This window comes from Eubacterium sp. LMAG:50, assembly GCF_008680265.1.
Classification (GTDB): domain Bacteria; phylum Bacillota; class Clostridia; order Lachnospirales; family Lachnospiraceae; genus Eubacterium_U; species Eubacterium_U album.
The window spans coordinates 163,703-178,491 of sequence record NZ_NALP01000004.1; the positions used below are offsets into that span (position 1 = coordinate 163,703).

A 14,789-nucleotide genomic window follows, 5' to 3' on the forward strand; every position below is an offset into this window, starting at 1 on the left:
TGACGACAGTTTGACGACACTTTCTTACTACTTATTTCCAATTGTCAACTTGGGATACCAAATGTACGATATAACTATGCTCTACTATCAACAAGCATATGAAAAAAGGCTGGCTTCATCAAAGGCGTTAAACGAATTACACTCTTTATTCCTTAAATAAGAAAACTCCTTCCAATATTACACATAATAATGCAATACCTAACCCAAAGAAATTACACGTATGTACATTATATATACCAATAAAATTTCCCAATATTTCACTTAATGCAAAAGAAGTAACAATAACACATTCAATAACAAAATGATTACATTTTCCTAATTCATTCTGCTTTCTTTTTTTCAAAAAATCGAATACAACAAAGCAAATAAAGCACGTTAATAAAACCTGTAATATTGTCACTTGCATAATCGAAATTAAACTAGCTCCAATAAAAACAGATAAAATAAGCCTTTTGTAATTTTTTATTTTTATATCTTGCATATACATTCACTCCGCAACAATTTTATTCTTACTTTTACAATAACATATTTTAAATATAATTTTTAAATTATTTTGGTTTTTGCATTTTATATTTGCGTTGACTTTTTACTAAAGAAACTATAGTATTTAATTATTGTTTTAGAAGGAGATTTTTAATGAAATACTTATCAATAATAATTATAGGTTGCACCTGTTTACTTTCAGGTTGCATAGGACTTGCCCTTGATAACTTAAGTGAAGCCGTTTTATTAGCCGACAGTGTTGTTAGTTCTTCCGGTAACTCCATATTATTGCACTATTTATTTATATTACTGTTAATTGTGGGAATCGGATTGATTGTACATGGGCTAATGCACATTGAAGATAAATAAATTTAAGGGAGCATACTACAGCTGCTTGTAAATCGCTAATGTAGTATGCTCCCTTTTTTAATTATAGTGTCTCATCGTAAATTGTTTTTTTACCTTTATAGCCAATTACTTTTACCTCTTTTGTAACTGACAATTTCTTTAGATTCTTGTACTTTTTCAAATTAACTTTTTTAATCTGTGTATTGCATATTTTTAGAGTTTTTAATGTTTTTGGATTAAAATTACATTTTTCATAATTGCTAATAAATGTACAATTTAGGTTAGCATTTTTTATTTTGTTATTTTTTCCCAGTGTAATTTTTTTAACTCCGCTTCCGTATAAATTAATCTTTTCTAAATTTTTGTTTTTCGTAAGATTAATTTTTTTCAACAAAGGATTATATGCAAGCTTCAGATTTTTCAATTTGACGTTCTTAGATAAATTCAGTTTTTTAAGTTTTGTACTTTTTATACATAACCTCTCTAAATTATTTAATTTTGTGAAATCATAATTACTGTTATTAACACCACTAATTTCCAAGTTCTTTATCTTCGTCAATTTTGTTAAAACTTTGATATTTTTTATGTTGCCATACTCACTTACATAAGTATCACAATATGTTGTAAGTTTTACTTTTTCAACATTTGTAAAAATTTCTAAGCCTTTGCCGTCTATTATTTCATAATCTTCTTTTGGCTTCTCTTTATTCTCCCAATACAAATTATTCTTATCAATAGTGATTGTTTTCACTGCTGATATTTCTTTTTTGCTAAGGTAACCGTCATTATTTTTATCGATTTTTTCTGACACATATTCTCTTACTATTGTATCTGGAAAATTCTTTGCGTTAATTTTTACATTTCCGCTTTCCTTTGCCTGGCATGGAAATGTAGTTAACATTATACCTGCACAAAGTGCTGCAATTGCAATTGTTCTTTTCATAGTCCTTCCTCCACCATCAATGTAAATAGACACCTAATGCCATCAACGTTCCCATTTCTTCACTTGTTTCTGGTTGTGTTCCTAACCCTAAATTTAAATAATATGAATTATAGTTAGGTTCATTTTTACTATTATCACTTGCATAAAACATCAATCTTTTCAACTTAAATGTTCCGTTATAATAGTTTGAATCAAGTGCCATTTGTTCACTCATAAAGTAATTTGAAGAATATGGTGCTGATGTTTTAATACATTTTTTTAATACATTTTTTCATTATATTTTCTATAACTTTCTTTGCTGCATCATATCTTAATGGAATTTTTCCTGTATCATATGTATCTGGGCTTCCAATATGTACCCAATTTACTGAACTATTTTTTGTCCATGACCTATGTGCATAAGTATCAGAAGTTATATGCATTAATGCTCCCCATAATAAGAAACGTTTATTAGTATCTATCTCTTTATATGTAAAATTATACTTTGATTGAATATTTGCCCAATTCATATTCATAATATCATTTTTCATATAATTCTGTTGTCCCTGACTCATACCATTATTCAAATATGATACATTATTAGCATTACAATCCTTTGTTTTAATTACCTTACTTACATAATATGCACCTGCTATGTAATTCGGATATGCAATATTCTGACTATAAAAATTTTCTTCACATTATCATCAATAGTGTAAAATATCTTATATTCTTTATAGTATGTTTTATGTATTCCTAATTCTGCTAATATAGAATCATCGTCTAGTTCATAACTGGCTGGAAAAACTTCCAACTTATTTATTTGTTCCCTAATACCTTTTACCATATTTTCAGCAGCAATAGGATTAAGCAGTTTAAATGCAATATAATCACCTGCGTTTTCTAAATCTTGTTCAGCTAACTCGCTAATTCTGATTTTATACTGCTGCATTTCTATATTTTTTCTCCAATCTGTCGCATACCTCGTTAAAATCTTTTGTCTTACCTTCTTTAATATTTTCCAAACCTGCAAGAACCATATTTCTAACTTCTTTCTGTTGTTCCTTCAATGCAATATCATAATTATTTTTTACTGCTACTGCCATATAACCATCCTTTCTTGTATGGCTGAAAATGTTTATCTACCTGTCTTTATTGTATGCAATTCAAAAATAAATAGCAACTATTATTTTGATTCTTTCAAATTTTCCAATTAATATAAATTACATTCTCTTATCGCTCATTGTGCTGCTCGCTATCCAACAACACGATAACATGCTTTAGCTTTGTTATATCAATAATTTTATTTAATGCATCTACAACCCCAATGACACCTTATATCGTAATACCATCTTTATTGACAATTCTTGTAGACATTCCAAGAACATCTGAAACGGTAGATTATGCCCATCTACAATAAAAAATTATTTTCATCCTCAAATCCTTTTACCGTAAACCATTACTGAAAACCCAAGAATAAAACAATTGCTTTTTAGGTTTTAAATAGTCATACTCCATTTTTATTTCCTTATGTTCAATTATCTCTAACGCTTCTATGAAAACCTGCTCAACTGTTTTTCCTGCAATATCCAGTTCAAACTCATTCACCAAGCATTTTCTTGCATTAATTTTTTGACTCATTTTCTCTAACAATTCAAAATCTATAAGTCCATTTCCTCTATTTTTCATCTGTTCATAATTTTGTCTATAATCACTGCAAACAAGTTTTATCGTAATATAATTAAATCCTTTGAACACCTCTGGAATATCTCTTGTTCTTAAATCGTCAAAGTCTAGAGCAACAATATTTCTTATGCCAAGTTCCCAGAACTTTTTCACTTGAGTCACACAAGACTCCCAGCAAACCTGCTCTTCAAACAAACCCTCATCGACACCTTCAGGCACTCCGAACTCTGGAATCATACTCATTTCAACATACGCACCCTTGTAATGTTCATATAATTTCGTTGCTAGTGTCGTTTTTCCAATACCACTGGCTCCTATAATAAATATAAAATCTCTCATAGTAAAATCATCCTTTTTGTTCAAAAACTAAAACTAACTTTTGTAACATCTCTTCTGTCAGATTTTTTGTTGATGGAATATGGACAAAGACTACATGTCCATTCATCTTTTTCAACATATAAAAGTAGGCTTCATTACATAAATAATGCGTCGAATTGTGCGATACACTGTATGGGATTGCATTATTTTTCAAACATTCTTCTATTCCATATAACTGCATTTGCGTATAAATTCGTTCTCCATCTTTCTCAGCACATTTTTCTATACGAACCGAATCCTTTAATGCTTTATCCAATCCAAACATATAAACCTGTTCATATTCTCCCACCAGATTTTCAATATCCCTTTTTAATCCCTTAAAGGAGTTTGTCAGAAAAAATTTTTCTCCTTGAAGATTCTGAACTAATTTGTTAGAAGAATTATGAATACCTTTAAATCCTACATATAATATTTTCAAATAACCTACTCCTATCTCAATTTTTTTTGCAAAATTTATCTGCTCCTTCTTCTTTTCAAAGCCAATACTACTATAAAACTTGTGTGATTCTTCTTGTTCTTTTCCAGATGTAAGTCTGATAGCATCTGCACCAATATTCTTCGCCCATTCTTCAACCGAATCCATCAGTTTTGTTGCAATTCCATTGTGTCTATATTCCTCTAACACTGCCAATCCCATAATGTTTACCATTGAATTTGCGTACAATAAATCATACTTTGTTGCATGAACATAACCAACCACTAAATGTTCTATTTCAGCCACAAAAATTTTTGGGTTACCATCACACAAAACTTTCTTCAATTAATATTGTGTCTTTTCTTCTGGATAGTCATATCCCATTGTATATTTATTGATTCTGCAAATAAATTCCGTATCTTTGTTCGTCGCCTCCCGAATGATATATTTCATTTCGCAATTTCCTTTTTCCTTATTTGTACCATAATTTTCATAAACTTCAAATCCTCTGAATTAGGATTGTCAATTCTAAAAGTACATCCACAAACTTTTTCAAACTCTTTTCCAAAAATCACTTTCCGTGTACCACCACTACACGAACCGCAATTTTCACATAAATCTACATGTTTCCAGGCAAGTTCCTTAATTTCTTCATCCTCAGAAATTTCTTTCAACCATTTTGAATCCATATCATCTGACCATACAGTCCAATGATTTTCCGGTTCTTCTGGATCTTTTATTAAAATAAAACAGATACCTTCATTCTTATATTTTATCAGATACTAAATTTTATCTTTCCAATAGCCATTGTCCTTAACAAATATAAATTTTTCTTTTTCCAAATAATCAACAAAGTCTAGGGCGATTTTTTGTTCATCTAAAGACAATTTTTCACAGATATAATCTTCAATCTTTATTTCATTGATTTATTATTTCTCCCATTATATGTTAAATTTTCCTTTTCAAATATCCACATGTAAACGGGAAGAATTCAAATCCTTCTGGCAAATATTGCAATCTCTTCCACAGTTTCATCAATCGTCAAATCTGTATTATCTATGTAAAACTGAAATTTTCCCGCATTTTCTTTAAACCAATTATTATACTGAATCTGCCCTGTGATAAACTCATCACTTCCGCACATTCTCTCTGCCGGTCTGGCTTTTAACCGTCTCTTAATTTCATCATCAGAACAGGTCATCCCAATAAAGAACGTAGATGCTATTTCCGATGGAATATGAACCTTTCCATAGAAATCATAGGGATTCATACAAGTTACAAACAGCAGATTTTTCTCGCCTGACATTCTTACTGCCTCGGCAATACAATCATCACTGAACTTTGCTTCATTTTCCGTTCCTGCATAATCCCACCAATTAATGCCAACTTCATCGGTGTCAATACAGGCATAATTTTCTAATAATTTTTTCTTATTGAGTTCCTCTTTTATTGTGGATTTTCCAACACCACATGCAGAACTTAGCACTATTAATTTCTTCATGATTTTCCTTTCAATTTCGTATTTACTTCACTAAAATATCTAACGTATGATTACTTAACCCTATCACATCACTTCTTTCGCATATAGAAAAATGGTATTTTAAATAGATCTCATATACTTCATCGGACCATTCCTCAATCCGCTCTTTGATATAGTTCGAAAACATATCTGTTCCAATAAACTTAATTCTAGTTAATTCACATTTTTCACTTAGTCTTTCAATATCTTCTACTCTAACTAATTCAAATAAATCAGCTGGTTTGGAAATACAAGCAAAATCGTCCGTCAACATATTATTTGACAAACTCTCCAGCATATTATTGCCATCGTCAGCAAATGCCCATTGGATTATCGTTGGTTCATTCATGCAGTAAGCCACGAAAATATATCCATCCTTCTTCAAAATCCTTTTTGCTTCGTTCAATACTTGTACTTTATCTTCTTCGTTGTATAAATGATACATTGGGTCCAAAATAAGTATCGCATCAAAGTAATTATTGTCATAGACTGATAAGTCCAAGGCATTTCCCTGTTTGATATCTATATGTTCATTATCCGTCAACTTAGATTTGAAAACTTCAATATTATGTTCTATTAATTCCATTGCCTGCACCTGATAGCCTTCACGTGACAATGCAATAGAATATCTTCCGGTTCCCGCTCCAACCTCAAGAACTTTTGCTCCCGGCTTTACATAATCATGTATGTATTTCATCGTAGTAATGAATTCAACCTTACCATGCTTTGATGCCAATCTTCCATCTTCATCATATAAATTATAATATTGCTCCAAAAAATTATTTTCCATCATTCGTCTCCTGCATTTTTCAAAGTGATATTTTTTGTTTTTCAACATCATTTATTGTTTAATCTATTTCTTCCGATATATCTTATACCCCTTGCAAAATAATTCGACTACATTTTCTTTTCTCACAGATACCTTCCCTGTACTTCTTGTAGCATCTATAATAATTATTTCTTTTTTCTCATCATCCACAAACTCTTTGAAAAACATAACATGACTTCCTATTTTAGCTAATACATCTCCCTGCTGAATTTCATCAATGCTTTCAATTACATTTGCGTAATCAGGAATAATTCTCGTAGATATTTTTTTAGGCAACTCCCAACACACAGTCAACAAGCCAGAGCAATCTACTCCTACACAATCGTAGCTTACGTCTCTTGATTTATCTTCCGGTACATTTCCAACATATTTTCCTTCGGAAATTCCTTTTTTAAACTCCTCTATAGTAGAAGCTAATCCCCATCCGTATGCCACACCTATATTTTTTTGATTCGGTTTCCACCAACCACAGTTCAAAATTTTACCTTTCCAAGTGGTATCCGGTGTATCTACTTCTACACCATTAGAATCTGTCCCATGCTTTAAATTCTTTTCTGTTGCAATCCATTCGTAGTTAGCATATTCTAATGCTTTCTCAATAACTTTTTTACCCCATTCCATATAAATATCCTCCCGATAATAAAATCTTTTATTTTTGTATTTTCTTTCTTGCAATCAAACCATTCGGAATTTCAATAATATCAAATCCCTTATTTACATACATTGATACTGGACCACCACAATCATTTATAGAAAATTCTCCCCGTGACGGATACCCTTCAATATAATCGTATCCATTTTTCTTTGCATACTGACAGGCACAATCCAGCAGTGCTTTTGCAATTCCTATCCTACGCATATCCGGCTCAACGGTAAAGCATACAATAGAAAGTATTTTATCCCTTTCATCAACACCATTCCAACTATATGGAGCCGTTTCCCTGCTTAATCGAAAATAATTATCTTTTGTGTCTGCATTACAAAATCCAACAATTTGATTATCATAGACGGCTACAAAGCCATTCAAGATACCACTTTCTATCAATTCTTTTGCATAATCTCTTTTACGATACAGTCTTTCATTCTCCGGCATTAGACTCCGCTCCTGCTCATGCTTATCCGTCCAATGATGCCAGACGCAATAACAGCCTTTTTGAATGTTTCCATCAGAAAATGCTCTATGCTCAAAATAGTCAATGTAATCATCTGACATATCTTTTGTGAGTTTGCACACTTTGAAATTCATCAAAAATACCTCCTTGCTTGGATATTTATGTAACAAACTAATTCTTTCCATTCTCAAGAAATGATAGGTAATTCAAACCATTCCATATCCACTGCTTCAATTCTACCATACGCATCAATACATTCACACCCTAAATTTACCAATCTTGCATCTTCATTTCCCAGTTTTTCGCTTTAATAAAATTTTTCAAAAATTACCCATTTTTCCCCTTACTGTCCTTGGCAAGATACGCACTTTGTAAAGAAAAGTGCCTCTTGCTAGGGGAACAGCCCATAATACCCCTGCTCCATACGGAAATATAGTGATATCCATATAGGAATAAATTTTCCACTATAAATTTTCCGCACGGATTCCATATGATTTTCCAATTTCCACTACTAATAAACTTTAACAACCATACGGTCAAACCATACAACAATGGATTTTCCGCTATTGGATTTCCGGATGGTTTCTATACAGAAATCTGAAATGCACTACATAAAAAGAAACAGCCAAAATTTCACCTTTGACTGCTTTCATTTCTTATTTTATCTTCATTTTCCTATGAGCAATTACTTACCAATTCTATTGTTTTTCGTCACGGAATTTTTTGGCTAGTTGTCACTCACCCCGTTTTCCTTTCTTTTTAATTTATGAGGCTTTTACCTCATTTTTTGTTTCTTTTTTTGTTTCTTTTTTTGTTTTTGATTTAACCATTCTTCTTCTAAAAAACTCCAGTCTTTTTTTTTGCCATCGCTTCGGATGACTTTTCCTTGCCTCTTCATAGACCTTCTTCCTAATTGTCAGAAAAAAGGCATCCCCAAACAACTCCGGGAATGCCATTCATTCATGCATACATTTCTTAATGATTGCTCTGCAATCCTTAAGCTCGCGGCATTCATAGAATGCCCACTTAAATTTATACAAGCAATTCTCTAATCATCTTTGCATTAAATTCAACTGAATTTACATCATTTACTTCTATCTGATATAAAGCGTTTGCAGCTATATGTTCTGCTGCCTGCTCTAAATCTCTTATACCACTTGTATTCTTATAAATTTCAATAACTTCATCTAATGCTTCATCTGTCATAATACATTCATTTTCCTTAAGACTCATACGTTTCAATACTTTTGGAAGTGCAAATTTAGAAAAAATAATCTTCTTTTCTTCTGATGTATAGTCAGGAATATCTATAACTGCAAATCTTGACATTAATGGTGCGCTAATCTGATCCTTTTCATTTGCTGTAGCAATAGGATAAACACCTACTGTAGGAATCATGCATTCCATGTAATTGTCTGTGAAGCCTAAATTGTCAAGAAGCGTAAGCAATACATCTGCCGGATTTCCATTTCCTTTTCCTGATGATGCCTTATCTAACTCATTAATAATAAATACAAGATTTGACTCACCTGCCATTGAAAATGCATCCATAATAATTCCCGGTTTCGCATTTGAATATATACGTGAACTTCCTGTTAACTGTTCCGGATCATTAATTGAGCTCATATCAAGTGTTGTCCATGGAAGTCTTAATATTCTTGCAACTGCATATGCAATCTGTGATTTTCCTGTTCCGGCAGGTCCTACTAATAAAAGTCCATATGCAGGAAGCGTATGTGTACGGTTAATCTGAATTATTGTTTCCATAATTCTCTGTTTTACACGTTCCATACCATATAATTCTTCATCTAATATTCTACGTGCTTCATCAGGATCAATTGCTTCAAAATAATTATTCTTCCATTGAATATTCATCATTATTGAAAGTGCTCTTTGTGCATGATGTCTTTCCTCCTGAGATACCTCGCTTGAGCGTGCAACTGCAAGATTTCTTCTTGCCCATAATCTGATATTATCAGGTAATGTTCTTCCGGCGCAATTCATAAAATCAGTAATGCTTTGAATACTTGTAAGCTTCATGCTGTCTCCTTCTTCATCCATATCATCATCAATGACTTCTTCTGAAGGTGCATTACTTGCTAACAATCTGTCAATCATAAACTGAAGGAATCCGTCTTCTGCTGATAGTTTTGTACCACCACCTGATAAAGTTTCTCTAATCTTATATACTGCATAACCTTCTTCGTTATTTTCTCCCGAAAGACGAACATTAATATGATTTTCTCCTAACCATTTAAGCAAGCTTACAAATCTTGAATCTATCTTTAAAATATCAGCACTTACAATACCATCATCTTCGTTAAATTCAAATGAAGTTCTTTTACATGGATTTGTAAAAATTCCACTTGAATGATGGTTCCATTTCTTCTTACTATTATCAAGCACCATTATAGGTTTATCACCTGTTGGAACTGAATTGTTCGATTGAAATGTTGTGTATGTACATATTGCTTCTTTCTTATCTACAGGTGCGCTGCTAAAATCAAATACCGGCATTTGTTATCTCCTCTAACTTATTAAAATAAAGTAACTTACTTCTTAAAAATTGTTACTCTTCCTTTATTCCACAACGTATTTTACTATTTATTTTGCAAATGAACAACCATTGATATTATTTTTTGTGCTAATTTCTAAACATTTTATTTTTTTTACTTAATTCTAATTTTACACAACACTGCTACTTTTTAAATTTACAAGGCAGAATTAGTGCAGAAGGATTACTTATGTTTGGAATTGGTGGGCTTGCAATCGTATATTTTATTGCCCCTATTTTAGACAACATGCTTGCCAAAATACGACTACGTTATATTTCTATCATATTTGGAATTTTATTTGTCATTTGTTTAAGTGATGTCATTTATTCAAATTTTCATCCAAATATTGGTCACGGCATTACTGATTACACAAATTATAATTCCATTACAAACACGACGTTTTTTTGATGCGTGTTTGTATTCTCATTCTATATTATAAGTGTTATAATATGTCTATATTTATATTTGGAAACAATATTTATAAAATTCATATTTTACCAATGTTTCCTACTAACAGCCACCGTAAAAAAACGGAGCAATACAATACAGGAGGAATTTATAATGAACAACACTTATATTTCAGATTCAATAAAATATATCGGAGTTGATGATATTGATATTGATTTATTTGAAAGTCAATACATTGTACCTAACGGTGTTTCTTACAATTCTTATTTAATTCTTGATGAAAAAACTGCTGTTATGGACACTGTCGATGCGAGAAAAACTGATGAATGGTTTTCTAATCTTAACTCTCAATTAGCTGGAAGAAACGTCGATTATCTTATTATTTCACATTTAGAACCCGACCATTCTTCTAATATAAAAAATCTTATAGACAAATATCCTAATGTCAAATTAGTTCTTAGTGCTAAAGCATTTGCTATGTTGCCTCAGTTTTTTGATATTGAAAATCTCTCTGACCTTTGTTTAGTTGTTAAAGACGGAGATGAACTTGATTTAGGTTCTCATAAATTAAAATTTATTATGGCTCCAATGGTTCACTGGCCTGAGGTTATGGTTGAATACGAAGTAAGCGAAAAGATTCTTTTCTCTGCTGATGGATTCGGCAAATTTGGTGCTTTATCTGCTGATGAAGACTGGGCTTGTGAAGCAAGAAGATACTATTTTAATATTGTCGGCAAATACGGTGCACCCGTTCAGACATTACTAAAAAAAGCTTCTACTCTTGACATAAAAACCATTTGCCCATTGCATGGTCCAATACTTAATGCGAATTTAGATTACTATATTGGAAAATATCTTACATGGAGCAGTTATGAACCTGAAGATGAAGGTGTTCTTATCGCCTGTGCATCAATTCATGGTAATACAAAAATGGTTGCTGAAAAACTCGCAGATATTTTAAAAGAAAAGGGTTGCAAAAAAGTTGCATTTACTGACTTAGCAAGAGATGATATGGCTGAAGCAATTGAAGATGCTTTTCGATATGATAAGTTGGTTTTAGCTGCTGCTACATATGATGGTGGTGTATTTCCACCTATGGAAGATTTTCTTAACAGACTTGCTCACAAGAATTATCAAAAGCGTAAAATTGGAATCATTGAAAACGGGTCATGGGCTCCAATGGCTGGAAAGTCTATGAAATCTATTCTAGACGGAATGAAAGATTTAACCTATTGTGAAAATATGGTAACAATCAAATCAACTTTAAAAGATACAGACATCGCTTCTCTCGAAGCTTTAGCTAACGAACTCATATAACAATTTATGTTGTCGTGTTATTTATAATAATCTGTACTCTACGCTATATAATATGCTTAAACACAAAAACTTCCCGTGAAATTTGCTATATTTTTCTTCATTAAATATCAATAATAAAAAAATATCAAATTTTACGGGAAGTTTTCATGTTAAGTTTAGTTCATTTTTATTGATACATATCCTTATAATCATCTGGTAAAAATCTATGATATATTATATGGAAGCCTTCATCTTTAAAGCAATAATAATACGTATCTTCACTATCCTCCTCAAAATATATAAGTGTATCAAACTCATTATCTTCCATCTTTTCTATATGGACTTTTGATGATTTAGAAAGGAATAAATTTTCTATATCCTGCATCTTTGTTTCATGCTTTCCAACCAATTCAATTAATTTTTTAATAAACTCATCTTCTTTAGTATTATTATGAACATATTCAACACCTTGTTCACTTATATAAAAGCAAAATCTATCAGCCTTATTTGACACGTTTATTTCTCCTAATGTTTCATTAGTATACTCTGACAGTTTTTTTAATCTTTCAGCCATTTCATAAACATTATCTTGACTTGAAAACATATTATTAAGTGAACTTAAAGGATAATACAATCTGATTTTTTCCTTTCGATATCCAAGTTTTGCCTGTTCTTCTTTTATTATATCTATAAGATTATTTTCTAATATTTTGTAACCGTTCATTTTTTCATTCCTCTTTTTTAATTAATTCTCTATCAATTCTATTTAAGTATAATGATGCCGGAGTCAAAATCCCCCAACTTTGATGGATACGGATTGTTCCGTGCTATACTTAATTCATTTCAAATTTTAACTTCTATATTCTCATTTTTCAACATATATTGACATAACTCTCAATATCTTTTATAGTTTAGATGTAACAAATTATCTATATGATGTATATTATATTAATACATTAACAAAAAATGGAGGGCTTATGAACCAATTTGAAACATCTACACAACCAAAGAAAAAGAAATTTATACCTGTAATTATTATTGCAGTTATACTTGTCACCATAATTGGTGGTTCTGTTTACGCTTCAAGAAGCGTTATTTCTAATATCTTTCAGGAAAAATTTGCTAAACCTGAAGATTATTATCACAGAGTTGAAAACAATAATATTAACAATGACATTGATAACAGTATTAAATCCTACTCTACTGCTTATAAATTAATAACTTCAAAAAAATACTCATCAACTGCATCTATACATTTAGATTTTAGTGACGAATTAAAAGATCAATTAGTAAAAATAAATTCTAAATTAAATCAGATTAATTCAGCAGAATTGACTTACAAATCTTCATTTGACAATTCAAAAGAAGCTGTTACCTTAGCTGCAAAAATCAATGATGCTAACCTTGTTTCAGGTAATGGTTTTATTGATTTTGACAATGCAAAAATATATGGTCAGATTCCTGAAATTTCTGACTCTTATTTAGATTTTTCTTCATATCTTAACTCTGAGGAATATGATGTTAATATTGATTCATTAAAATCACTTGGTTCTTTTTCTGATTTATACCCTGAACCTGAAAAACTCGAATCTATATTAAAAAAATATTCAACTCTTTTTGTCAACTCAGTTAGTAATGTAGAAAAAACTAAAACAACTATAACTGCAAATAGTATAACTCAGGATTGTGTAGGACTTACCGTTAAAATGAGTGGTCAGGAACTTTATGATTCTATTCATACTATATTAGAAACTGCTAAAGATGATAAAGATATACAATCTATCATTGATGATATGATTGATTACATTAAATCAATTGATTCTTCTTCAGACTTAAATGATGTCACTTCTAAATCATATTATGAAGATATTGATTCACTTATACAGGAACTTGAAGAATCAAAAGATGAATTTACAAAATATGAAGACTTATTAGATATGTTTGTTTATGTTGATAACAAAGGAAATATTATTGGACGTACAATAACTATTACAGCTGATAAAACATACACCATAGAATATAAACGTGCTATAAAAGCAACTTCTTTAGGAATTGAGTCAACTATTAAAGAAGGCGATAAGGTAGTATTTTTAGTTAAAGGAAAAGGTTCATCTACATTAACTGAATTTAGTGGAGATTTTGTAATTACTTTCCCAACTGAAGAGGTAACAATAAACGCAACAGTATCTAATGGTGATGTTTCTAAATTGTTAGATGGAACATTTAATGGTGATATAACTCTTACTACTACTTACAAAGATTTAGAAGACTATAAATTGAATTTATCAGTAAAAACATCTCTTTTAAGCAGTTTGGTTAAAGTTGAAGCCCTAGATAAAGAAAACAGTTGTGGTATATTAACACTTAAACAGGAATCTACAAACAAAGCTGATATCGATTTTCCTGATACTAATTCAACATTTATCGATGTTTCTGACTCAAATGCGCTAGATAACTATATTTCTAATTTTAACATTGAATCATTTATTAATGATTTTGCTTCAAGAGCAAATCTTGATATTTCATACTCAGATATAGTATCAGACACTTTAGGTTATTATTCATCTTTAAAGAATGACTATAATGCATCTGATTATAATTTCTCTGATTTTGATGCATCTGATTATAATACTTCTGACTTTGATATATCGGACTACGACTCTTCAGATTTTGATTCGTCAGATTCCTATATTTCTGACTATACATCTGACCTTGATATTTATTAAAAATAACTATTTTCATTTGTTATTGTATCAGATGTGGCTTTAATTAATTGTGATTTATAATTTATAAATATTGAAAAATCGCACATTTAATGTTAAAATTATTTGACTAGTG

The 14,789-nt window shown here is 30.8% G+C and carries 20 protein-coding genes; 4 read left to right on the forward strand and 16 right to left on the reverse strand.

Annotation, left to right across the window (positions count from 1 at the left end; translation table 11 throughout):
• Window positions 1-145: 145 nt before the first annotated feature.
• Window positions 146-481 carry a hypothetical protein gene (locus tag CCC31_RS00930; protein WP_147585767.1) on the reverse strand — a complete coding sequence of 112 codons (336 nt, stop codon included), beginning with the start codon at window positions 479-481 and terminating at the stop codon, window positions 146-148.
• 155 nt (window positions 482-636) lie between these two features.
• On the opposite strand from CCC31_RS00930, the gene CCC31_RS00935 reads away from it, so the two are divergent.
• A complete protein-coding gene (locus CCC31_RS00935; protein ID WP_147585766.1) occupies window positions 637-852 on the forward strand; it encodes a hypothetical protein in 216 nt (71 codons plus the stop codon).
• 61 nt (window positions 853-913) lie between these two features.
• Here the strand turns inward: CCC31_RS00935 and CCC31_RS00940 are convergent, their stop codons facing one another.
• The 14 genes from CCC31_RS00940 to CCC31_RS01005 all read right to left on the reverse strand — a co-directional run bounded on the left by CCC31_RS00940 (window position 914) and on the right by CCC31_RS01005 (window position 10,209).
• Complete coding sequence (locus tag CCC31_RS00940; RefSeq protein ID WP_118565809.1) at window positions 914-1,774, reverse strand: hypothetical protein; 861 nt, start codon at window positions 1,772-1,774, stop codon at window positions 914-916.
• A 16-nt stretch (window positions 1,775-1,790) separates the two neighbouring features.
• Window positions 1,791-1,976 carry a hypothetical protein gene (locus tag CCC31_RS00945; protein WP_022089319.1) on the reverse strand — a complete coding sequence of 62 codons (186 nt, stop codon included), beginning with the start codon at window positions 1,974-1,976 and terminating at the stop codon, window positions 1,791-1,793.
• 43 nt (window positions 1,977-2,019) lie between these two features.
• Entirely contained in the window at window positions 2,020-2,304 is a 285-nt protein-coding gene (locus tag CCC31_RS00950) for a hypothetical protein (protein ID WP_022089318.1), read from the reverse strand.
• Between the two features lie 101 nt (window positions 2,305-2,405).
• Entirely contained in the window at window positions 2,406-2,705 is a 300-nt protein-coding gene (locus CCC31_RS00955; RefSeq protein ID WP_022089317.1) for a type II toxin-antitoxin system RelE/ParE family toxin, read from the reverse strand.
• Complete coding sequence (locus CCC31_RS00960; protein WP_022089316.1) at window positions 2,692-2,859, reverse strand: hypothetical protein; 168 nt, start codon at window positions 2,857-2,859, stop codon at window positions 2,692-2,694. The genes CCC31_RS00955 and CCC31_RS00960 overlap by 14 nt, the downstream gene beginning before the upstream one ends.
• A 340-nt stretch (window positions 2,860-3,199) precedes the next feature.
• Window positions 3,200-3,778: a hypothetical protein gene (locus CCC31_RS00965; RefSeq protein WP_022089315.1), complete on the reverse strand. Its 579-nt coding sequence runs from the start codon at window positions 3,776-3,778 to the stop codon at window positions 3,200-3,202.
• Between the two features lie 7 nt (window positions 3,779-3,785).
• Window positions 3,786-4,577: a GNAT family N-acetyltransferase gene (locus CCC31_RS00970; protein ID WP_022089314.1), complete on the reverse strand. Its 792-nt coding sequence runs from the start codon at window positions 4,575-4,577 to the stop codon at window positions 3,786-3,788.
• Window positions 4,578-4,681: 104 nt separating this feature from the next.
• Window positions 4,682-4,921 (reverse strand): hypothetical protein, encoded by a 240-nt coding sequence (locus tag CCC31_RS00975; protein WP_290848940.1) that lies wholly within the window; start codon window positions 4,919-4,921, stop codon window positions 4,682-4,684.
• 302 nt (window positions 4,922-5,223) lie between these two features.
• A complete protein-coding gene (locus CCC31_RS00980) occupies window positions 5,224-5,733 on the reverse strand; it encodes an AAA family ATPase (protein WP_022089311.1) in 510 nt (169 codons plus the stop codon).
• 22 nt (window positions 5,734-5,755) lie between these two features.
• Window positions 5,756-6,541 carry a class I SAM-dependent methyltransferase gene (locus CCC31_RS00985; RefSeq protein WP_290849072.1) on the reverse strand — a complete coding sequence of 262 codons (786 nt, stop codon included), beginning with the start codon at window positions 6,539-6,541 and terminating at the stop codon, window positions 5,756-5,758.
• A gap of 63 nt (window positions 6,542-6,604) precedes the next feature.
• Window positions 6,605-7,201 (reverse strand): hypothetical protein, encoded by a 597-nt coding sequence (locus CCC31_RS00990; RefSeq protein WP_022089309.1) that lies wholly within the window; start codon window positions 7,199-7,201, stop codon window positions 6,605-6,607.
• A 28-nt stretch (window positions 7,202-7,229) separates the two neighbouring features.
• The gene (locus CCC31_RS00995; protein WP_022089308.1) at window positions 7,230-7,826 is read right to left on the reverse strand and encodes a GNAT family N-acetyltransferase; all 597 of its coding nucleotides are present in this window, start codon (window positions 7,824-7,826) and stop codon (window positions 7,230-7,232) included.
• A 630-nt stretch (window positions 7,827-8,456) separates the two neighbouring features.
• Entirely contained in the window at window positions 8,457-8,648 is a 192-nt protein-coding gene (locus tag CCC31_RS01000) for a hypothetical protein (RefSeq protein ID WP_290848941.1), read from the reverse strand.
• A gap of 76 nt (window positions 8,649-8,724) precedes the next feature.
• Entirely contained in the window at window positions 8,725-10,209 is a 1,485-nt protein-coding gene (locus tag CCC31_RS01005; RefSeq protein ID WP_290848942.1) for an AAA family ATPase, read from the reverse strand.
• Window positions 10,210-10,349: 140 nt separating this feature from the next.
• Here CCC31_RS01005 and CCC31_RS12655 point away from each other — a divergent pair, with 140 nt between their 5' ends.
• Complete coding sequence (locus tag CCC31_RS12655; RefSeq protein ID WP_363347212.1) at window positions 10,350-10,655, forward strand: hypothetical protein; 306 nt, start codon at window positions 10,350-10,352, stop codon at window positions 10,653-10,655.
• Window positions 10,656-10,808: 153 nt separating this feature from the next.
• Window positions 10,809-11,972, forward strand: a complete 1,164-nt coding sequence (locus CCC31_RS01010) for an MBL fold metallo-hydrolase (RefSeq protein ID WP_117909107.1) — start codon at window positions 10,809-10,811, stop codon at window positions 11,970-11,972.
• 166 nt (window positions 11,973-12,138) lie between these two features.
• Here CCC31_RS01010 and CCC31_RS01015 read toward each other — a convergent pair whose 3' ends face one another.
• Window positions 12,139-12,675: a DUF3877 family protein gene (locus tag CCC31_RS01015; protein WP_290848943.1), complete on the reverse strand. Its 537-nt coding sequence runs from the start codon at window positions 12,673-12,675 to the stop codon at window positions 12,139-12,141.
• Between the two features lie 253 nt (window positions 12,676-12,928).
• Here CCC31_RS01015 and CCC31_RS01020 point away from each other — a divergent pair, with 253 nt between their 5' ends.
• Window positions 12,929-14,677: a hypothetical protein gene (locus CCC31_RS01020; protein ID WP_290848944.1), complete on the forward strand. Its 1,749-nt coding sequence runs from the start codon at window positions 12,929-12,931 to the stop codon at window positions 14,675-14,677.
• Window positions 14,678-14,789 lie beyond the last annotated feature (112 nt).